Below are 20,928 nucleotides of genomic sequence, written 5' to 3' on the forward strand. Positions count from 1 at the left end.
TTACTTAGGCGTCGCCGGCCATGTAGCCGGGCAGCCAGCCTTCGTGCACCTCGCGCAGGTCGGCCAGCGCCAGGGCGCCGCCGCCCAGGCCGGTGATGGCGTCGCCGCCCACCGTGCCCAGGGTGGTGACCGGTACACCGGCGGCCTTGGCGGCGTCGGTGACGGCGGCCACATCGCCGGCGGCGGCGGTGACCAGGTAGCGGCCCTGGTCCTCACCGAACAGCAGGCCGGCGTCCGCCGCCTCCAGGCCGGTCAGGGCGATGCCCTTCTTGCCGCGCAGGGCCATTTCCGCCAGGCCCACGGCCAGGCCGCCGTCGGCCAGGTCGTGGCAGGCGGTCAGCGTGCGGGCCTCGATCAGGCCGCGCACCAGGTCGCCGGCGCGGCGCTCGGCCGCCAGGTCGACCGGCGGCGGGGCGCCTTCCTCACGGCCGTGCACCTCGCGCAGGTACAGCGACTGCCCGACATGGCCTTTCGTCTCACCGAACAGCAGGACCACGTCACCCTCGGCCTTGACGCCGCTGCCGATGGCCAGGGTGCTGTCCTTCAGCAGGCCCACGCCGCCGATGGCGGGGGTGGGCAGGATGCCTTCGCCATTGGTCTCGTTGTACAGGCTGACGTTGCCCGACACGACGGGGAAGTCCAGGACGCGGCAGGCCTCCGCCATGCCTTCGATGCAGCCGGCGAACTGCCCCATGATGCGGGGCTTCTCCGGGTTGCCGAAGTTCATGTTGTCGGTGATGGCCAGGGGCAGGGCGCCCACGGTGATGATGTTGCGGTAGGCCTCGGCCACCGCCTGGGCGCCGCCGCGCACCGGGTCGGCGTAGCAGTAGCGCGGGGTGCAGTCGGTGGTCATGGCCAGCGCCTTGGGCGTGCCGTGCACCCGCACCAGGGCGGCGTCGCCGCCGGGGCCGATCATGGTGTCGGCACCCACCTGGCTGTCGTACTGCTCCCAGATCCAGCGGCGGGAGGCGAGGTCCGGCGTGCCCATCAGGGCCAGCAGGGTGTCGCGGACCGACGCCTTCAGCGGGGCGTCCGCCGCGGCGATCTCGGCCTGCGGCGGGGTCGGCTCCGTCGGGCGGTTGTACAGCGGCGCCTTGTCGAACAGGGGCGCCAGCTCCACGTCGCACCAAGTATGGCCGTGCATGCGGATGACCATGCGGCCGTTGTCCGTCAGCTTGCCGATGACGGCGAAGTCCAGTTCCCACTTGTCGAAGATGCGCTTGGCCTCTTCCTCGCGGCCGGGCTCCAGGATCATGAGCATGCGTTCCTGGCTTTCCGACAGCATGATCTCATACGGGGTCATGCCGGCTTCGCGCTGGGGAACGGCGTCCAGGTCCAGGTCGATGCCCAGGCCGCCCTTGCCCGCCATCTCGACGGAGGAGGAGGTGAGGCCGGCGGCGCCCATGTCCTGGATGGCGACGATGGCGTCGGTGGCCATCAGCTCCAGGCAGGCCTCGATCAGCAGCTTCTCGGTGAAGGGGTCGCCCACCTGCACCGTCGGGCGCTTGGCCTCGCTGTCCTCGGTGAACTCGGCGGAGGACATGGTGGCGCCGTGGATGCCGTCGCGGCCGGTCTTCGATCCCACGTACACGACGGGCTTACCCACGCCGGCGGCCTTGGAATAGAAGATCTTGTCCGTCTGGGCCACGCCCACGGTCATGGCGTTGACCAGGCAGTTGCCGTTGTACGCCTTGTGGAAGTTGGTCTCGCCGCCCACGGTGGGCACGCCGACGCAGTTGCCGTAGCCGCCGATGCCGGCCACCACGCCCGCCACCAGGTGGCGGGTCTTGGGGTTGGCGGGCTCGCCGAAGCGCAGGGCGTTCAGGTTGGCCACCGGGCGGGCGCCCATGGTGAAGACGTCGCGCAGGATGCCGCCCACGCCCGTCGCCGCACCCTGGTAGGGCTCGATGAAGCTGGGGTGGTTGTGGCTTTCCATCTTGAAGATAGCGGCCTGGCCGTCGCCGATGTCGATGACGCCGGCATTCTCACCGGGGCCGCAGATGACCCAGGGCGCCGTCGTCGGCAGCTTCTTCAGCCACACGCGCGAGGATTTGTAAGAGCAGTGCTCCGACCACATGACGGAGTAGATGCCCAGTTCCGTCAGGGTGGGCGTGCGGCCCACGCTTTCCAGCATGCTGGCGTATTCGTCGGGCTTCAGGCCGTGCTCGGCCGCCAGCTCGGCGGTAACCTTCGGTTCGCGGTCAGGGGTGTGGGTGACGCTCACGACAGGCTCTCCAGCAGGCTGGTAAACAGGGCGCGGCCATCGGTGTTGCCGTGCTGCGGGTCAAAGGCGCGTTCGGGGTGGGGCATCATGCCCAGGACGGTGCGCGTCTCGTTGAAGATGCCGGCGATGTTGTTGGTGGCGCCGTTGGGGTTGCCGGCCTCGTTCACCACGCCGGCGGCGTCGGTGTAGCGAAAGGCCACGCGGCCCTCGCCTTCCAGGCGCTTCAGCGTCTCCTCATCCGCCACGTAGTTGCCCTCGCCATGGCCCACCGGAATGCCGATGTGCTGGCCCGGGGTGTAGTGGCGGGTGAAGGCGCTGTCGGTGTTCTCCACCTTCAGGTCCACCGTCTTGCAGATGTACTTCAGCGACTGGTTGCGGATCAGCGCGCCCGGCAGCAGCCCCGCCTCCGTCAGGATCTGGAAGCCGTTGCAGACACCGATGACCTTCACGCCCTGGGCGGCCCGTTCCTTCACCACCCGCATGACGGGGGAGTTGGCGGCCATGGCGCCGCAGCGCAGGTAATCGCCATAGGAAAAGCCGCCGGGAACGGCGATGACGTCGACCTCGGGCAGGTCGGTGTCGCGATGCCAGGCGTGGAAGGTCTTGTGGCCGGAAACCTGTTCCAGGGCCACGGCGATGTCCCGTTCACAGTTGGAACCGGGAAAGACGATGACGGCGGACTTCATGGGGGCCGCAAATCCGATCGTTGGAGGCCGGGGAAGGCGGGATTCCCGCCGATCTTAAGCCGGCGCTGCACCCGTCGTCTTGTGGGGCGGAAGCTAGCCGCGCCGCTAGTCGAATGCAAGGTGCGGGGGTGGGGGGCTACCCCGCGCGGATGTGGGGGCGGGATACGCGGGCACCACCGGTCTTTGGTGTCGAGGTGGACCAGAACAAAATAGGAACATATAGTGCTATTCCATCAACCTGGAGAACAAACATGGATGGTTGGCAGCGTCGATACCGTTTGAGTAATGGACTAGGTGGCTTAGGCGTCACCTGTACGGCGGAAGGCTTGGCCTTGGCCGGTGTGCCCTTGCTGGCTAAGGGCGCCAACGGTTTTCAGGTTCGGCCGGGGGGCGATGTGTCAGTATTGTTGAAGTGTGCCTATGGGCCTGCGGAACCGAATGCCGCCGTGCTGCTGCCCGGTCTCAGCAAGATCGCCGACGCATTGAACCAGGGTGACTTGGTTCAGGCCATGATCCGCGCCGTGCATTTGCGATTGACGGAACTTGACTGGGATGCTGCGGTCCGTGTGGCTCAGGCCAACAACAAGTTGGCAAAATTCGATCCAGCTCAACCACGCGATTGGCATGGGTGCTGGACGACTGGAAGCGGCTCCGCCGGCTCGACCGATCAATCACATATGCCCAGAAACCGTCAGAGTGCTCCAGTATTTCCCTGGGGAGACGTTAATAATCCTACCAACCAAAAAGTGGTGCCTATCGATAGCGCGTTGAAGCTCCCGATTTCGGATTCGCCGCAGCAAGCGCCGGAATGGATTATGAGTTCACCGGAGTTGCAGGCGAAATATGAAATGCTCTGGCGAGGGAGTTTCCCAGATGGCTCTCCGAGAGAAATGGGAGGAACTATTGTTTCTGATATTTTTGGAAACCTTAGTGTGGTTAATATTGGTGGAATTCGTAGCGATGATAGCACATTCGAGCCAAATCTTAATTTAGGGCTTCTGGCACCATTTTATGATGTGGAAGGTACAACCCATACACACCCATATGGAACGCCCCGACGCGGGAATCGTGGCGTCTCGTTTAGTGACGCAGATTCTAACTATCTAATACTTGAGCCCATAAAATTTTCTGTCGTGCAGAGCGGTGAGAAGCAATTTATGTTCTTAAAGACCCGGGAAACCGCTTCTGTTTTCGCTCCAGCGAATTTTCCATTTCAAGATAGAGGCACTAATGGCCTTCACGCCCTGGGAATGGACTTTGGTGAAGCCAGTCGCGTTTTGGCGGCCAAGGCAGCAGAAAAATATGGATTTGCCTATTATGAGGGAAGCAATGGCCTGTTTCGCCGGGTCTACCCATAAGGCTGGTGCGAGGGAGCGGTGCTCGTTGCATCGCTCCATGACGGGGAGTGGCGCCTTGCATCACTCCATGACGGGGAGTGGCGCCGATGAATGCTTGCTTCGATAGGGGCGCGCTTGCGAGGTGATGAAATGCCACTCCGTAAATATCTGACTAATCACCACAGAATAGCATTATTATTGATTTCTTTAATTTTAGTTTTTACGTTTAATGGCGCTAAAAATAAAGAAGATTTGTTGCCGTTGCCCGTAATCACAATGCGCGCACGTTGGATCGCCCAAAAAGCCGTTGAGGCGGAAGAGATGATCAAGCAAGGCGATTTCGAATCAGCGAATATTCTGCTTAAGCGGGCTCTAAAAGCTCTCGGTGAGTGCCAGGTGGTGCCTGGTGTTTTTGATGATACCGATCAGGGTATGGCTGTTGCCCAGGCTGACGAGGATGACGGCGACCTGGAAAACGCCGCTATCGACAGATATGCCGCACTTAGAAGTCGCATGGGTTCGTGTCCCCAAACATTCCCGTGATTGTCGCCTTTTCCGTCGCGTCTGTACGCCTGGTGTGGCGATCCTCTCGCCAGCGGCCTGCGGCCAGCGACATCCCATCCCTCGATGGCGGCCTTGACCCACGTCATGGCCGCAGGCCGGACGGGGTGCTTCGATGGGGGTGGCCCGGGACGGTGTGCCGGCCAGCAACGGAGGACGACGCCATGCCGTACGCGACCACCAATCCCTATACCGGTGAATTGCTGAAGACCTTTCCCGACGCCACCGACGCGGAGGTCGACCGCGCCCTGTCGGACGCCCACGCCGCCTTCCTGGCCTGGCGGGAAACGCCCTTCGCCCACCGCGCCGGTGTCATGCAGAAGGCGGCCGACATCCTGCGCGCCGAGGCCGACGCCTACGCCCGGCTGCTGACGCTGGAGATGGGCAAGCTGTTCACCGAGGCGAAGGCGGAGGTGGAACTGTCCGCCCGCATCTTCGAATACTATGCCGAGAAGGCGGAGGCGCTGCTGGCGCCGGAGAAACTGCCGGTGGCCGACCCGGCGGAGGGCGAGGCCGTGCTGGTGTGCGAGCCGCTGGGCGTGCTGCTGGCCATCGAGCCGTGGAACTTCCCCTATTACCAGATCGCCCGCATCATCGCCCCACAGCTGTCCGCCGGGAACACGATGCTGCTGAAGCACGCCTCCAACGTGCCGCAGTGCGCCGCCGCGTTCGAGAGACTGATGCGCCAGGCGGGCCTGCCCGACGGGGCTTTCCGGAACCTGTACGCCACCCGCCAGCAGATCGAGCGCATCCTGAACGACCCGCGCGTCCACGGCGTGGCCCTGACGGGGTCGGAGGCAGCGGGCGCGGTGATCGCGGCCCAGGCGGGCAAGGCGCTGAAGAAATCCACCATGGAACTGGGCGGGGCCGACGCCTTCGTCGTGCTGGCGGACGCCGACCTGGACAAGACCGTCAAATGGGCGGTGTTCGGCCGGCATTGGAACGGCGGCCAGGTCTGCGTCTCCTCCAAGCGCATGATCATCGTGGATGAGGTCTATGACCAGTTCCTGGACCGCTACCTCAACGGCGTCGCCGGGCTGAAGGCGGGCGATCCCTTCGACGCCGCGACCACCCTGGCGCCCCTGTCGTCGCAAGGCGCCGCCGACGAGGTGAAGCAGAAAATCCGCGAGGCGGTCGCCCATGGCGCCAAGGCGATCGAGGTGGGCCCCAAGGTTCCCAACCAGGGCGCCTTCGTCCAGCCCACCATCCTGACGGGGGTGGGGGAGGACAACCCCGCCCGCTACTGGGAATTCTTCGGCCCGGTCTCCATGCTGTTCCGCGCCAGGGACGAGGATGACGCGGTGCGCATCGCCAACGACTCCCCCTTCGGCCTGGGCGGTTCCGTCTTCACCCGTGACACCCGGCGCGGGGCGGCGGTGGCGGCCCGCATCTCCACCGGCATGGTCTTCGTCAACCACCCGACGATGGTGAAGGCCGACCTGCCCTTCGGCGGCATCCGCCGTTCCGGCTACGGCCGCGAATTGCTGGGCCTGGGCATCAAGGAGTTCGTGAACCACAAGCTGATCGACGTGGTCGATATCGACGCGCCGTTCTGACCAGTACCACCGCCCGGGCGCGGACAGCTCCGCGCCCGGGCGTGCGGTCACATATGCGCCAGCGTGGCGACCGGCGGACGGGTCAGCAGCGCTTCCAGCGGCACGGGGCGGCCCAGGGCGTAACCCTGGCCATAGTCGATGCCGACGGCCGCCAGAAGCCGGGAAATGTCGTCATTCTCCACGTATTCGGCGATGGTCTGGATGCCCATGACATGGCCGATGCCGTTGATGGCCTGGACCATGGCGGCGTCCACGGGGTTGTTCACCATGTCCTTGACGAAGCTGCCGTCGATCTTCAGGTAGTCGACCTGGAAATGCTTGAGGTAGGCGAACGACGCCATGCCGCTGCCGAAGTCGTCGAGCGCGAAACGGCATCCCCGGGCGCGCAGCATGGCGATGAAGGCGCTGGCGGTCAGCATGTTGGAGATGGCCGACGTCTCGGTGATCTCGAAACAGATGGCCTGCGGGCGGATCTGCCAAAAGTCCAACTGATGGTCGATGAAGCGCAGGATGCTTTCGTCGTTCAGGGAACAGCCCGAAAGATTGATGGCGAACAGCGACCCTTCCATCTGCCCGCTTTCGGCGATGGCGGCGAACGCCGTCCGGATCACCCACCGGTCGATGTTCCGCATCAGGCCATAGCGCTCGGCGGCGGGAAGGAAGGCCATGGGCGGAACGATCTTTCCGCCCGTGTCGCGCAGGCGCAGCAGGATTTCCACATGGCGCCCAAAGGGTTCCGTTTGGCCCAGCGCAACGATGGGCTGGGCGTAGAGGACGAAGCTGTCGTCCTGGAGCGCGCGATGGATGCGCCCGTACCAATCCATTTCGTCATGGATCTTGGTCAGCAAGGCGTCGTCGGGCTCATAGGTGTGGATGCCGTTGCGCCCGGCCTCCTTCGCGGTGTAGCAGGCGGAGTCAGCCAGCCGCAGGATCTCGTTCAACTCCAGGGTCAGCCGCTCGTCTCCACCACCGAAGCTGACCAGGCCGACGCTGACCCCGATGGGGAAGACCCGGTCGCCCCAGACGAAATGGAAGTCGTTGATCTGTTTCTTCATCGCCTCGACCACGCGGGTGGCCGCATCCAGGGGGCAGCCCTCCAGCAGCACGCCAAACTCATCCCCGCCCAGGCGGGCGAGGCAGTCGCTGGAGCGTAACGGCCCGCGCAGCAGCTTGGCGACCTGCCGCAGGGTCTCGTCGCCGGCGGCGTGGCCGCAGATGTCGTTGATGATCTTGAATTGGTCGAGGTCGAGATAGGCCAGGACGCTGGGCCGCGGGTCCGTTTCCGCGGCGGCGATGGCCTTGCCCAGACGCCGTTCGAACTCCAGGCGGTTGAACAGGCCGGTCAGGGAATCATGGGTGGCTTGGTAGGTCATCTCCGCGGCCAGTTGGCGTGCCACGCTGACATCGTGGAAAACCATCACGGCGCCGATGACCTTGGCGTCGCGATCGCGGATCAGCGCGACCGAATCCTCCACCAGCCGGTTGCCGCCGCTTCGGTCCATCAGCGCGCAGTTGACGGACAGGCCCACGCTTTTGCCTGTCATCAGGGCCGCCTCCAGGGGGGAGGCGAGGCGGGCGCCGGTTTCGGCGTCGCGCAGGTCCATGACCGTTGTGCTGGGCTGTCCGCAGGCGTCGGCTTGGCTCCATCCCGTCATCTCGGTCGCCGCCGGGTTGATGAAGTTGACCAGGCCGCGGTCGTCCGTGGTGATCACGCCGTCGCCTATGGCGTTGAGGGTCACCAGCAGGCGTTCCTTCTGATGAAACAACTCGGTGGCGTGCGTTTCCAACTGATCCTTGGCCGTTTGGATTTCCGCGTAGGCGGCCGCCAGGCTTTCCCGGCTCTGGTGCAGTTCCTTTTCGATGCGACGGCGCTCCAACGCCATTTGCAGGGTGGCGTGCAGTTCGCGCTCGGAAAATGGCTTCAGAAGATAGCCATAGGGGCCTGTCGCCTTGGCCCTGTCCAGGGTGCTCTGTTCCGCGTAGGCGGTCAGGTAGATCACCGGGGCGTTGATGGCGGCGGCGGTGTCGATGCCATCCTTGTGGCCGGAGATGTTGATGTCCATCAGCACAAGGTCGGGCGCCGTCACGCGCGCGCCTTGCAATGCCTGGTCATAAGAGGCCGCGACGCACGGCACATCATATCCCAGCCGGGACAGGATGAGGCGCAGGTTCAGCGCCACCACGGCCTCGTCCTCCACGACCATGATCTTGGGTTTCATCATGCTGGAACCTTCTCGATGGCGGGGGTCATGGGGAAGACAAGGGTGAAGCAGGTCGGGTCGCGGCGGTGGACCTGCAAGGTTCCCATCAACTGTTGCGACAGCAGGTTGACCAGCGACAGGCCCATGGTGGTGGCCAGCTGAATGTCCAGGTCGCCGCTTATGCCCACGCCGTCGTCGCTGACCCGCAGCATGGCCTGGTCCTCGCCCAGGCGGGCGAAGGTGACCGACACCTCGCCGTGGCGGTCGCCGGGGAAACCGTGTTTCAGGGCGTTGGTGATCAGCTCGTTGACCAGCAACCCGCAGGGGATGGCCGCGTTTATGGGCAGGAACAGTTCACCCACGTCGATCTTCAGACTGACGCGCCCGGCGTCCAGCCCGTAGGCCGCCACCAGCGTGGGGGCCAGCCCCTTGAGGAAAAGGCCCAGGTCAACTTCCGAGAAGTTCTTGGATTCATATAATATCTGATAAATCAATGACATCGACTGGACGCGATTTTTCGTGTCACTCAACATGTCCCGGATGGCCTGGTCCTGGATCCTGTAGAGCTGCAGGTCGATGAAGCTGTGCACGATCTGCAGGTTGTTTTTGACGCGATGGTGGATCTCACCCAGCAGCAGGTCCTTTTCCTGCAAGGCCGCCTGGATGCGCGCCTCCTTCTGCTTGCGGTCGGAGATGTCGACGATGGCGGAGAGGACCATGGTCTCGCCATCGGTTTCGATGGGGTTGAGGCCGATCTCCACCGGGAATTCGCTTCCGTCCTTGCGGCGGCCGAAGAGGTCGCGTCCCGCCCCCATGGGACGTGATCGCGGGTCGCTGAAGAACGAGGCCCGCTTTTCCGGATGGTCATGACGGAAACGGTCGGGCACCAGCATTTCCACCGACTGGCCCAGCAGCTCATCGCGGGCGTAGCCGAACAGCCGTTCGGCCTGGGTGTTGACCATCTCGATCCGCCCTCGGGCATTGATCATGACCATGGCATTGGGGGCGGATTCGACGACCTGGCGGAAGCGTTCCTGCATGCGCTTCCGGTCGGAGATATCGACGATGGCGGAGAGGACCATGGTCTCGCCATCGGTTTCGATGGGGTTGAGACCGATCTCCACCGGGAATTCGCTTCCGTCCTTGCGGCGACCGAACAGGTCACGTCCCGCCCCCATGGGGCGTGATCGCGGATCGCTGAAGAACAGGGCCCGCTTTTCCGGATGGCCGTGACGGAAGCGGTCGGGCACCAGCATTTCCACCGATTGGCCCAGCATCTCGTCGCGGGTATAGCCGAACAGCCGCTCGGCCTGGGTGTTGACCATCTCGATCCGCCCTCGGGCGTTAATCATGACCATGGCATTGGGGGCGGATTCGACGACCTGGCGGAAGCGCGCTTCCGTCCGCCGCCGTTCCGTCAGGTCCTTGCAGATTTTGATGAACCCCTTCAGCCTGCCGTCCGCGTCGCGGAAGGCGGTGACGTCGATGCTGGACCAGAACGTCGAGCCGTCCTTGCGTCGGCGCCAACCCTCGCCCTCATGCGTGCCGTTGGCGGTGGCCATCGCCAGCTCGTGCGCCGGCTCGCCGCGCGCCAGGTCTTCCTCGGTGAAGAAGATTTCGAAGCTCCGCCCCAGGATTTCCTGTTCCTGGTACCCTTTGATGCTGACCGCCCCCTGGTTCCAGCTGCGGACACGGCCCTCAGGATCCATCATGAAGATGGCGTATTCCTGGATATTATGAATCATTTGGCTGAACTGACCGACGGCAAGGCCCGTGTCATGGATGCGGTGGTCGGTCATTTCTGCGCCTCTGGCAATCCCGTATCGATTGCCAGGATCGTCCTGTCGTCTACGACGGAATAACCCTGGGCAAATTCTATTATAGATTTAAACCAGGATGATTATTTAACGTTAATAGACCGTAAAGAAATATCTCCCCGGCAACTACCTAGCCTGAAGATAGGTAATGAGAGGAAGGCATTCCGTGAACCTGTTAATCATAGGCTACTCGTGGCGCGTCTGACGGCGGGAGGGGGCGCGCCAAAGCGCATTGGCCAGCTCATGGAGCCGCTGGGAAGGGAATGCATCTGATTTTTTTGAATATTGGCGGGTGTGGCCGCCAATACCGCAGCATCTAGACATATTGTTCTACTTCAAGTGGCGCTGGTGGCAGGGTTTCCCGTCATACCTCGGGAATGGCCATCGCTTGCTCCAGCGCCAGTTCCACCGTCGCTGATTTCAGCCCGGGGGCCGTGGCGGTCACGCGCACGTGGCCTTTATTCTTGCCCGTCTGCATGATGGCGCCGCACAGGCCCTTGAAGGCCTTGCGATAGGGGGCGTGATCGGGTTCCAGGCTGGTGGGGTCGCCGTTGCCCACGCCCAGCAGGCGGGCGCCACCTTCAATCGCGAAGGTCACCAAATGATCGGCGTCGGGCACCAGGCGGCCCTTGGCGTCGACCACGCTGGCCGACAGCACCGCCACGTCGTCGCCGTCGGCCAGCAGCTTGACGCGGTCGGCGGCCAGGGTCAGGGCGTGGGCCGGGCCGGCGGTTTCCTGACGCTGGGTCAGGACGCGGCGGCCGTCCTTGTAGCCGTGGGCCTCGATGGCGCCCGGCTGGTAGGGCACGGTCCATTCCAGGTGGCGGTTGCGCGTGACGTCCTTGCGCCCCAGGCTGCGGCCGTTCACGAACAGCTCCACCGCGTCCAGGTTGCTGTGGCACCAGACGGCGATGTCCTGGCCCTCCCGCCCCGGCCAGGTCCAGTGCGGGAACAGGTGCAGGTGCGGCTGGTCCGGCCGCCACCAGGCGCGGTAGTAGTGGTAGTTGTCCTTGGGAAAGCCGCACAGGTCCAGGATGCCGAAGTTGGACACGGTGTTGGGCCAGTCGATGAAGGGTGTCGGCTCCCCGCGATAGTCGAAGCCCGTCCAGGCGAAGCCGCCGGACAGGAAGGGGCGGCTGTCATAGAAGGTCCACCACTGTTCCGCCGTGCTGGCCCACTTGGGATACTCGGTGTCATAGGCGGGGACGTAGTGGCGCTGGTCGTCATGGGCATAGACGCCGCGCGTGCAGACGGTGCTGGCCGTTTCCGTGCCGATCATGGGCTGGTTGGGGAAGCGGGCGTGGAAGGCGTCGATCTCATCCAGGTAGTAGTTGAAGCCCATGACGTCCAGCACCGGGCTGGCGCCCTGGCCGAACTTGCCGTTGAACGCCTCCGTGACCGGGCGGGTGCCGTCCAGGCGGTACACCGCGCGCTTCATGCTGGCGGCGATGCGGGCGCCCTGTTCCGTGCCGCGGTGGATTTCCTCGTTGCCGATGCTCCACAGGAAGACGCTGGGGCGGTTGCGGTCGCGCCTCACCATGCGCTCCAGCTGGCTCATGCCCTCCGGGTTGCTGGACATCTGGCGGGTTTCCTCCATCACCAGGATGCCCAGCCGGTCGCAGGCATCCAGCAAGGCGGGGGCCGGCGGGTGATGGGTGGTGCGCCAGGCGTTGGCGCCCATCTCCTTCAGCCGCTCCACGCGATAGGCATGCAGGCGGTCGGGCACGGCGAAGCCCACCCCGGCATGGTCCTGGTGGTTGCAGGTGCCCTTCACCTTCACCGGCCGGCCGTTCAGGAAAAAGCCCTGGTTGGCGTCGAAGCGCAGGGTGCGGATGCCGAAGGGGGTGTGATAGCGGTCGACCACCGCCCCGCCCACGCTGACCTCCGTCACCAGGGTGTGGAGGTTGGGCGCCTCCAGCGACCACAGGGCGGGTGAGGGCAGGGTGGCGGTCTGTGTCACGGCGCCGGTGTCCCAGGCGCCCAGCGTCACCGGCGGAGCCTCCAATTGCAGGACGGCCGTGCCGTCGGGGCCCAGCACGGTGCTGCGGACCGTGAGGTCCGCCGCCGGGCCCTCGTTGGCCAGCTCGGTGGTGATGGTGAGGTCGGCGCCCTTGGGCGTCACCGTGCTGCGCACGAAGGTGCCCCATTGCGGCACGTGGGCGGGCGCGGTCTTCACCAGCCAGACGGGACGGTAAAGGCCGGCGCCCTCATACGACCAGGCCTCGCCCAGGGTGGCGTCCACGCGGATGACGAGAGTGTTGGTGCCGCCCAGGATGGCGAAATCGGTGATGTCCACGCGGAAGGGGGCGTAGCCGCTTTCGTTGGTGGCGACGATGAAGCCGTTCAGCACCACCAGGCAGTTGCGGGCGACACCATCGAACTCCAGCGACAGGCGGCGCCCGGCGTCCGTGGCGGGCAGGGTGAAGTTGCGGCGATACCAGCCGACGCTGGTTTCGGGAAACTGCCGGCCCAAGGGCTTGAAGCCCTGGTAGGCCATGGCCTCCGCCGCCTCCTTGCCCGGCAGCCGTGCTTGGGCGAAGGGCAGATCCACCGCCCAGTCGTGCGGCAGGGTGACGGCGGCCCAGTCCTTGTCGTCGAAATCGGCCTTGGCCACCGGGGCCCTGAGGTCGCCGGACTTGGCGTAGGTGCTGCGGTCGGCGCCGAAGCCGAAATCCTGCAGCGGGTCGGCGGCATGACCCAGGTGGAAGCGCCAGCCGTCATTCATGCGCAGCCGCTCGCGCGGGGACAGGTCGGCGGGCACGGGGGCGGGGGATGCCGCCGCGACCTGCGCTGGCGCCGCCATCGCCGACGGGACACCGGCCGGGGCCACGCCCAGCGCGGTCCCAAGGGTGGGCAGCGTGGCGGCGGTGGCCAGCAGGCGGCGGCGGGTCAAATGAGGCATGGCAAGCGTCCCCAGGGTGCGGCGATTTATAAATAATATATAATATCCAATTTGCGCCGCGTAAAAGCCTTATGACCTTCAAGATGCTTGATCAGCGTCAGTGGCCAGCTGCACGCTGGCGATCTGTAGCGGGGAGGGCGCCATGCGGGTCACAAAGTGGGGGAACAGCCTGGCCGTTCGGTTGCCTGTGGCGATGGTCAGGGCTCTGGGGTTGAAGGAAGGCGACGAGGTCGAAATCCATGTCGCGGATAGGCGGGAAGTCACTGTCACCCATAAGCCCGGACGGGAGGATTTGTTAATGCGTCTGCGTTCCTTCCGAGGGCGGCTGCCAGCGGATTTCAAATTCGACCGTCACGACGCCAATGCCCGGTAGGATCATCGGGTCTCGGCCCGCCGCTTGCGCTCTTCCGCGCGCAGGGTTAGCACACGCACGCCGGTGGCGGTGACCGCCACGGTGTGCTCGAACTGGGCGGACAGCGTGCCGTCGACCGTCACCACCGACCAGCCGTCGTCCTTGGTCTCCACCTTGGCGCCGCCCTGGTTCAGCATGGGCTCGATGGTGAAGACCATGCCCTCCTTCAGGCGCAGGCCCGTGCCCGGCCTGCCGAAGTGCAGGACCTGCGGTTCCTCGTGCATCTCCCGGCCGATGCCGTGGCCGCAATATTCCCGCACCACGGTGTAGCCGTTGCGCTTGGCGTGGCGCTCGATGACATGGCCGATGTCGCCCAAATGGGCGCCGGGGCGCACCTGGCGGATGCCGTGCCACAGCGCCTCGTACGTCGTCTGCACCAGGCGCCGCGCGGCCGGCGCCACCGCGCCGATCAGGTAGGTCTTGCTGGAATCGGCGATGTAGCCGTTCTTCTCCAGCGTGATGTCGAAATTGACGATGTCGCCGTCCGCCAGGATGTCGGTGGCGGAGGGCACGCCGTGGCAGACGACCTCGTTGCGGGAACAGTTCAGGACGTAGCCATAGCCATACTGCCCCTTGCTGGCGGGGCGGGCGTGCAGCTGGTTGACGATGTAGTCCTCGACCCGGTCGTTGACCGCCAGCGTGCTGAGGCCGGCCAGGGGCATGTCGTCCAGCATGTGGAAGACGCTGGCCAGCAGGCGCCCGGCCTCCCCCAGCTTTTCGATCTCGTCGGGGCGCTTGACCATTATGGGGTGGGTTCCAACTGGCGGGGTTCCGGTTCCAGATGGACGGAGGCCATCTTCAGCTGGATGCGCAGGATGTCGTTCAGCGACAGGGTGGGGTTGGCCTCCGCCAGCATGCCGATCTTCATCCAGTATTCGGCCTGGGCGTTGATGGACCGGCACAGCACGGTGCTGGCCTTGCGCACCTCCTCATGCAGGTCGTCGTCGATCTTCACGATGCCCATGGGGCTCTCCAATATACGAAACGTATACGATACATATATCGGGGGTGACGCCGCGTCAACCGGCGCTGTCGATTCCGGATAGTCCGGTTTTGGGGTGTCGACTCATCTTGACCAGGCGGCCGACTCCGGATTAGAACATAACAAGAACATCATTCCCCCGCACGCGAGAGACCAAGGCAGCATCCCCATGCCCGCCATTCCCCCCCTCATTTCCGCAATCAGGTCAACAGCTTGCCCCGAAGAAGGGCGGGCTGAGGGCGTCCTTGAGGGTGCCCTGGACCGCCAGCGCCTGCTGGCGGTGCTGCGGGAACAGGTGCGCGCGGTGGAGGCGCCGGGCACCGGCCGGGGTGTCGTGCCCCTGGGCGTGCCGGCGGTGGACGCCCATCTGCCGGCGGCGGGCCCGGGGGAAAACGGCGCCCATGGCCTGCCGCGCGCCGCCCTGCATGAGGTGGCGGCGGCGGGCGATCTCGATGCCGGTGCCGCCACGGCCTTCACCGCCCTGCTGGCCGCCCGCCTGGCGGAACAGGTGCGCGGCCCCATCCTGTGGATGACCCGGGCACCCGACCTGTACGCCCCCGGGCTGGACGCCCAGGGCGTGGGGCCGGGCCGGCTGGTGGTGGTGCATGCCGCCTGCGAGGTCGACCTGCTGTGGGCCATGGAGGAGGCATTGCGCTGCCCGCGCGTGGGCGCCGTGGTGGGGGAGGCCGGCGGGCTGGACCTGACGGCCAGCCGCCGCCTGCACCTGGCGGCGGAAACGGGCGGCGTACCGGGACTGCTGCTGCGCCTGAACGCGGGTAAGGGGGGCGCCATGAAGGGCTTGAAGGGTGCTGGTCGGGGCAGCGGGCGGGGCAGCGGGCGGGGCAGCACCCAGGCCACCGCCGCCGTCACCCGCTGGCAGGTGGGCACGGCGCCCATCTACGCTGATGACAGCGCCGCTTCGGCCTTCACCGGCCCCGCCTGGCGGGTGGAACTGCTGCGCTGCCGGGGCGGCCGGCCGGGGGCTTGGACCCTGTATGAACGCGAGGGGTTGAGGCTGGAGGCGGCGGGCCAGGTGGCCGTGCCGGCGCCGGAGACGCCGCCCGCCTCGGCGGTGGTGCCCTTCACTTCCACCCAATTCCCCTCGACTGGGCGCGCGGTGGGCTGAGCCATGCGCCGCATCCTTTCCCTCTGGCTGCCCACCTTCGCCACCGACCGTGTCGCCCGGGGACTGACGCCGCCGCTGCCCGCGGATGCCGCCCTGGTGACCCGCCTGTCGGACCGGGGGCGCCTGACCGTGGCGGCGGTGAACGCGGCGGCGCGGGCCAAGCGCCTGGTGCCGGGCATGGGCCTGGCCGACGCCCGCGCGCTGGAACCCCAGGTGCGGGTGGTGGACGCCGATCCCGAGGGCGATGCCGCGGCGCTGGAGCGGCTGGCCGACTGGGCCCGGCGCTACACGCCCTGGACGGCGGTGGACCCCAGCGATCCGCCGGGTTTCGGCCCCAAAGGTCTTGGTGGGGGGCCCGGCCTGCTGATGGACATCACCGGCTGCGCCCATCTGCTGGGCGGCGAGCATGAGCTGCTGCTGGACCTGGAACGCCGGCTGGCCAAGGCGGGGTTCGAGGGGCGGGCCGCCATCGCCGACAGCATTGGCGCCGCCTGGGCGCAGGCCCGCTTCGGCGCCCAGCTGGTGGTGCCGCCGGGCGGGACGGCGGAGGCCCTGGCCGACCTGCCGCTGCCGGCCCTGCGTCTGGGCGGCGACCTGGTGGCCAGCCTGCGCCGGGTGGGCCTGCGCCGGGTGGGCGAGCTGATGCGCACGGCCCAAGGAACAGGGGGGCAAGGGCCCAAGAACCGGGCGGCGCTGGCTGCGCGTTACGGCGCCCAGGTCGCCCTGCGCCTGGACCAGGCCCTGGGCTGGGTGGATGAGCCGTTGTCGCCCCGCCGCGCGCCCACCCGCCACATCGCCCGCCTGACGGTGGTCGATCCCATCTCCACCCCCGAGGGCCTGGCCCAGGCGGTGCGCCACCTGCTGGGTCGGGTGGCGGCCAGCCTGACGGCGGCGGGGGAGGGCGCACGCTCGCTGGAGCTGGAGGCCTGGCGCATCGACGCCGGCCACGACGCCCCGCCCCAGGTGCTGGGCGTGGGCGCCAGCCGCCCCAACCGCGACCCCGCCCATCTCTGGCGCCTGCTGGAACCGCGCATGGACCAGCTGGAGCCTGGGGCGGGCTTTGAAACCATGGCCATTTCCGTCACCCACGCCGCCCCCTTCGATGGCGGCCAGGCGGTGCTGAGCGGCGACGGGCTGGCCGACCTGGCGGGACCTCCGGCGGCGCAGGCGGGAGGGGCGGCCGCCGCTGGCAACCCTCTGGTGGCTGATCCGCCCATCGCGGAACTGGTGGACCGGCTGGGCGCCCGCCTGGGGCCTGGCCGGGTGCTGCGCCTGCTGCCCCGGCAAAGCTGGATACCGGAACAGGCGGTGCGGGCGGTGCCGGCCGAGGCGCAGGACAACAGCCCGCCTGCTGCTCCGCCGGCACCCGAGCCTCTGGCCTGGCCCGCCGACCGGCCGCGTCCCATCCGCCTGCTGCCCCGGCCGGAGGCGGTGGAGGTGGTGGCCCCCATCCCCGACGACCCACCCCTGCTGTTCCGCTGGCGCGACCAGACCTATCGCGTGGGCCGGGCCGAGGGGCCGGAGCGCCTGCTGCCGGAATGGTGGGAAGGGGGGAGCGCCGCCCCAACCCCAACCCCGAGCCCCGCGACTATTACCGGGTGGAGGATGCCGAGGGCCGGCGCTTCTGGCTCTATCGCCTGGGTCTCTACCACGCCGGCGGCCCACCGCCCCGCTGGTTCCTGCACGGCTTTTTCGGGTGACGTCCGCCCCAACCCCTAGCCGTGACCGTTTGAGGATGCGCCCCGGAGCGCAGCGACTAGGCCGCGACTGCGGCCGCCGGAAGTTTCTGAGGAGCGCAGCGGACGGAAACTGAGGACAAGCCAAGCCAGCGGATGCTGGCGCCCGGCGTCTGAGGGAACATGCAAAGCTACTCAGAACTTCAAGTCGCCAGCAATTTCAGCTTCCTGCGCGGCGCTTCCAAGGCCGTTGAACTGGTGACGGCGGCCAAGGCGCTGGAGCATCGCGCCATGGCCTTGACCGACCGCAACAGCCTGGCGGGGGTGGTGCAGGCGCATGCGGCGGCGCGCGAGCTGGATTTCCGCCTGGTGGTGGGGGCGCGGCTGGATTTGACGGACGGCCCCTCGCTGCTGTGCTGGCCCACCGACCGCGCGGCCTATGGCCGCCTGTCCAGCTTGCTAACGGTGGGCATGCGCCGGGCGCCCAAGGGGCAATGCTTCCTGACCCGCGCGGATGTCGAGGCGCATTCCGCCGGCCAGATGATGGCGGTGGTGCCGCCGGACACTCTTGACGCGGACTTCACCGCCGACCTGGCCGATTACCGCCGCCGTTTCGGCCGCACCCTCAGCCTGTGCCTGACCCACCGCTACCAGGGCGACGACGCCCGGCGGCTGGACCGGCTGGCGGCCTTGGCCGAGGTGCACGGCCTGTCGCCGCTGGCCACCAACGACGTGCATTACCACCACCCCGGCCGGCGGGCGCTGCAGGACGTGATGACCTGCATCCGCGAGCATTGCACCATCCAGACGGCGGGCTGGCGCCTGGCCGCCAATGCCGAGCGCCACCTGAAACCGCCGGAGGAGATGGCGCGCCTGTTCCACCGCCATCCCCGCGCCCTGGGGCGCATCCGCGACATCGTGGAGGCCTGCACCTTCTCCATCAGCGAACTGCGGGCCGATTACCTCTACCCGTCGGAGGTGAAGGGGGGTGAGACCCCACAAGGACGCCTGGCCCAGCTGACGGCGGAGGGCGCCCGCAAACGGTACCCGGCGGGCGTGCCGGCGGAGGTGCAGACGCAGATCGACAAGGAATTGGCCCTGATCGGGGAACTGGGCTACGCCTCCTACTTCCTGACGGTCTATGAGATCGTGAAGTTCGCCAACGAGCAGGGCATCCTCTGCCAGGGGCGGGGATCGGCCGCCAACTCCGCCGTCTGCTTTTGCCTGGAAATCACCTCCATCGATCCGGTGGAAAGCGGGCTGCTGTTCGAGCGCTTCATCTCCAGCGCGCGCAACGAGCCGCCGGACATCGATGTGGATTTCGAGCATGAGCGGCGGGAGGAGGTGATCCAGCACATCTACGAGAAGTACGGCCGCGATCACGCCGCCATCGCCGCCACCGTCATCTGCTACCGCTCGCGCGGGGCGGTGCGCGACGTGGGCAAGGCCATGGGCATGAGCCAGGACACGGTGGGCCAGCTGTCGGCCATGATCTCCGGCTGGGGCACCGGCACACCGGAGGAGGAGCGGGCGCGGGAGGCCGGGCTGGACCCCGACGATCCGCTGCTGCGCCAGGTGCTGGACCTGACGGGCCAGATCTCGAAATTCCCCCGCCATCTGTCGCAGCATGTCGGCGGCTTCGTCATCACGCCCAAGCCGCTGGCCACCTTCTGCCCCATTATGAACGCGGCCATGGAGGACAGGCAGAACATCGAGTGGGACAAGGACGATCTGGACGCCGCCGGCCTGATGAAGGTCGATGTCCTGGGCTTAGGGATGCTCAGCTGCCTGCGCCGGGCGTTCACCCTGCTGCGGGATCATTACGGCCGCGACTTGACGCTGGCCACGGTTCCGCAGGGCGACGTGGCGACCTACGACATGCTGTGCGCCGCCGACACCCTGGGCGTGTTCCAGGTGGAGAGCAGGGCGCAGATGTCCATGCTGCCCCGCCTGCGCCCCCGTGAGTTCTATGACCTGGTGGTGCAGGTGGCCATCGTCCGCCCCGGGCCCATCCAGGGCGGCATGGTCCATCCCTACCTGCGCCGCCGCCAGGGGCTGGAGCCGGTGGACTATCCGTCCGAGGCGCTGAAGAAGGTGCTGAAGAAGACGCTGGGCGTGCCCCTGTTCCAGGAACAGGCCATGCAGATCGCCATCGTCGGCGCCGGCTTCACCGGGGCGGAGGCCGACGCCCTGCGCCGGGCCATGGCCAGCTTCCGCAAGCTGGGCGACATCGACACGTTTGAGGAAAAATTCCGCAACGGGATGCTGAAGAACGGCTACACGGCGGAATTCGCCGAGCGCTGCTTCAACCAGATCAAGGGCTTCTCCACCTACGGCTTCCCGGAAAGCCATGCCGCCAGCTTCGCCAAGCTGGTCTACGTCTCCGCCTGGATCAAGTGCCACTACCCGGACGTCTTCGCCTGCGCCCTGCTGAACAGCCTGCCCATGGGCTTCTACGCCCCGGCGCAGATCGTGCGCGACGCCCGGGACCATGACGTGGTGGTGCTGCCGCCGGACGTGAACCATTCCGATTGGGACAGCCGGCTGGAGCCGCCGGCGCGGGGGCAGCGTTTCCAGACCCTGCGCCTGGGCCTGCGCCTGGCCAAGGGCCTGAGCGAGGCGGCGGTGCAGCCCCTGCTGGAGGCGCGGGGGCATGAGCCCTACGCCAGCCCGCAGGATCTCTGGCGCCGCGCCCGCCTGGCGCCGCGCACCCTGGAACTGTTGGCGGAGGCCGACGCCTTCCAGTCCATGGGCCTGGACCGGCGCCAGGCGCTGTGGGCGGTCAGCGCCCTGGGCGAACGGCTGCCGCCCCTGCTGGATCTGGCGCTGAACGCGGAGGAGGAGGGGACGGGCGCCCCATGGGCGGAGGACCCGTCCATCGCCACCCTGCCGGCCATGACCCTGGGCGAGCACTTGGTTGAGGACTACACCCGCCTGTCCTTGTCGCTGAAGCGCCATCCCATGAGCCTGGTGCGCGACGACGTGGTGGCCCGGCTGGAGCGGTTCGCGGCGGAGCCCAAGGAGAGGATGGTCCGCCGCTATCCCCTGATGCGCATGGAGACGCTGGAGACACTGGCCGATGGCAGCCGCGTGGCCCTGGCCGGCCTGGTGCTGGTGCGCCAGCGGCCGGGCAGCAGCAAGGGCGTCATCTTCATCACGCTGGAGGATGAGAGCGGCATCGCCAACCTGGTGCTGATGCCCGAGACCTTCACCGCCTTCCGCCGCCACATCCTGGGTAGCCGCCTGCTGCTGTGCCTGGGGCGGGTGGAAAAGGTGATCGCCCCCACCCAGGACCGGGGCCCCAGCGCCACCCCCGTCACCCACGTGCGCGCCGAGCGCCTGATCGATTACTCCGACCTGCTGTCCCGCCTGGACGAACCCACTGGTGCGGCCCCCGCCCGCCGCGCGGATGCGACCTTCCCGGATGGGCGGAATTTCAGGTGAGGGC

At 66.9% G+C, this 20,928-nt stretch carries 14 protein-coding genes; 7 read left to right on the forward strand and 7 right to left on the reverse strand.

Annotated features, from left to right (window positions below):
• Positions 1-4: 4 nt before the first annotated feature.
• A complete protein-coding gene (purL, locus tag UAA55_RS22675; RefSeq protein WP_322955568.1) occupies positions 5-2,224 on the reverse strand; it encodes a phosphoribosylformylglycinamidine synthase subunit PurL in 2,220 nt (739 codons plus the stop codon).
• A complete protein-coding gene (gene purQ, locus UAA55_RS22680) occupies positions 2,221-2,910 on the reverse strand; it encodes a phosphoribosylformylglycinamidine synthase subunit PurQ (RefSeq protein WP_277907354.1) in 690 nt (229 codons plus the stop codon). Before purQ ends, purL begins: the two co-directional genes overlap by 4 nt.
• A 251-nt stretch (positions 2,911-3,161) precedes the next feature.
• Here purQ and UAA55_RS22685 point away from each other — a divergent pair, with 251 nt between their 5' ends.
• The 3 genes from UAA55_RS22685 to UAA55_RS22695 all read left to right on the forward strand — a co-directional run bounded on the left by UAA55_RS22685 (position 3,162) and on the right by UAA55_RS22695 (position 6,364).
• Positions 3,162-4,268 carry a hypothetical protein gene (locus tag UAA55_RS22685; protein ID WP_322955569.1) on the forward strand — a complete coding sequence of 369 codons (1,107 nt, stop codon included), beginning with the start codon at positions 3,162-3,164 and terminating at the stop codon, positions 4,266-4,268.
• Positions 4,269-4,358: 90 nt separating this feature from the next.
• The gene (locus UAA55_RS22690; protein ID WP_322955570.1) at positions 4,359-4,790 is read left to right on the forward strand and encodes a hypothetical protein; all 432 of its coding nucleotides are present in this window, start codon (positions 4,359-4,361) and stop codon (positions 4,788-4,790) included.
• A gap of 182 nt (positions 4,791-4,972) precedes the next feature.
• Positions 4,973-6,364 carry an NAD-dependent succinate-semialdehyde dehydrogenase gene (locus UAA55_RS22695; RefSeq protein WP_322955571.1) on the forward strand — a complete coding sequence of 464 codons (1,392 nt, stop codon included), beginning with the start codon at positions 4,973-4,975 and terminating at the stop codon, positions 6,362-6,364.
• A 47-nt stretch (positions 6,365-6,411) separates the two neighbouring features.
• Here UAA55_RS22695 and UAA55_RS22700 read toward each other — a convergent pair whose 3' ends face one another.
• The 3 genes from UAA55_RS22700 to galA all read right to left on the reverse strand — a co-directional run bounded on the left by UAA55_RS22700 (position 6,412) and on the right by galA (position 13,284).
• Positions 6,412-8,586, reverse strand: a complete 2,175-nt coding sequence (locus UAA55_RS22700; protein ID WP_322955573.1) for an EAL domain-containing protein — start codon at positions 8,584-8,586, stop codon at positions 6,412-6,414.
• Positions 8,583-10,364: a PAS domain S-box protein gene (locus UAA55_RS22705; protein ID WP_322955576.1), complete on the reverse strand. Its 1,782-nt coding sequence runs from the start codon at positions 10,362-10,364 to the stop codon at positions 8,583-8,585. The genes UAA55_RS22700 and UAA55_RS22705 overlap by 4 nt, the downstream gene beginning before the upstream one ends.
• A 382-nt stretch (positions 10,365-10,746) precedes the next feature.
• On the reverse strand, positions 10,747-13,284 hold the full coding sequence (gene galA, locus UAA55_RS22710) for a beta-galactosidase GalA (protein ID WP_322955577.1): 2,538 nt from the start codon (positions 13,282-13,284) through the stop codon (positions 10,747-10,749).
• Between the two features lie 142 nt (positions 13,285-13,426).
• Here galA and UAA55_RS22715 point away from each other — a divergent pair, with 142 nt between their 5' ends.
• Positions 13,427-13,657 carry an AbrB/MazE/SpoVT family DNA-binding domain-containing protein gene (locus UAA55_RS22715; protein ID WP_322955578.1) on the forward strand — a complete coding sequence of 77 codons (231 nt, stop codon included), beginning with the start codon at positions 13,427-13,429 and terminating at the stop codon, positions 13,655-13,657.
• Between the two features lie 2 nt (positions 13,658-13,659).
• Here the strand turns inward: UAA55_RS22715 and map are convergent, their stop codons facing one another.
• Positions 13,660-14,439 carry a type I methionyl aminopeptidase gene (map, locus tag UAA55_RS22720; protein ID WP_322955580.1) on the reverse strand — a complete coding sequence of 260 codons (780 nt, stop codon included), beginning with the start codon at positions 14,437-14,439 and terminating at the stop codon, positions 13,660-13,662.
• On the reverse strand, positions 14,439-14,660 hold the full coding sequence (locus tag UAA55_RS22725) for a ParD-like family protein (RefSeq protein ID WP_145609532.1): 222 nt from the start codon (positions 14,658-14,660) through the stop codon (positions 14,439-14,441). The genes map and UAA55_RS22725 overlap by 1 nt, the downstream gene beginning before the upstream one ends.
• A gap of 187 nt (positions 14,661-14,847) precedes the next feature.
• Between UAA55_RS22725 and UAA55_RS22730 the strand changes: the two genes are divergently transcribed.
• The 3 genes from UAA55_RS22730 to UAA55_RS22740 all read left to right on the forward strand — a co-directional run bounded on the left by UAA55_RS22730 (position 14,848) and on the right by UAA55_RS22740 (position 20,924).
• Positions 14,848-15,804, forward strand: coding sequence for an ImuA family protein (locus UAA55_RS22730; RefSeq protein ID WP_322955582.1), 957 nt, complete (start codon positions 14,848-14,850; stop codon positions 15,802-15,804).
• Positions 15,805-15,807: 3 nt separating this feature from the next.
• On the forward strand, positions 15,808-17,523 hold the full coding sequence (locus UAA55_RS22735; RefSeq protein WP_322955584.1) for a Y-family DNA polymerase: 1,716 nt from the start codon (positions 15,808-15,810) through the stop codon (positions 17,521-17,523).
• Positions 17,524-17,663: 140 nt separating this feature from the next.
• Entirely contained in the window at positions 17,664-20,924 is a 3,261-nt protein-coding gene (locus UAA55_RS22740) for an error-prone DNA polymerase (RefSeq protein ID WP_322955586.1), read from the forward strand.
• The last annotated feature ends 4 nt before the right edge of the window (positions 20,925-20,928 follow it).

The sequence above is a fragment of the Nitrospirillum guanabarense genome, from assembly GCF_034653355.1.
Taxonomy (GTDB): Bacteria; Pseudomonadota; Alphaproteobacteria; order Azospirillales; family Azospirillaceae; genus Nitrospirillum.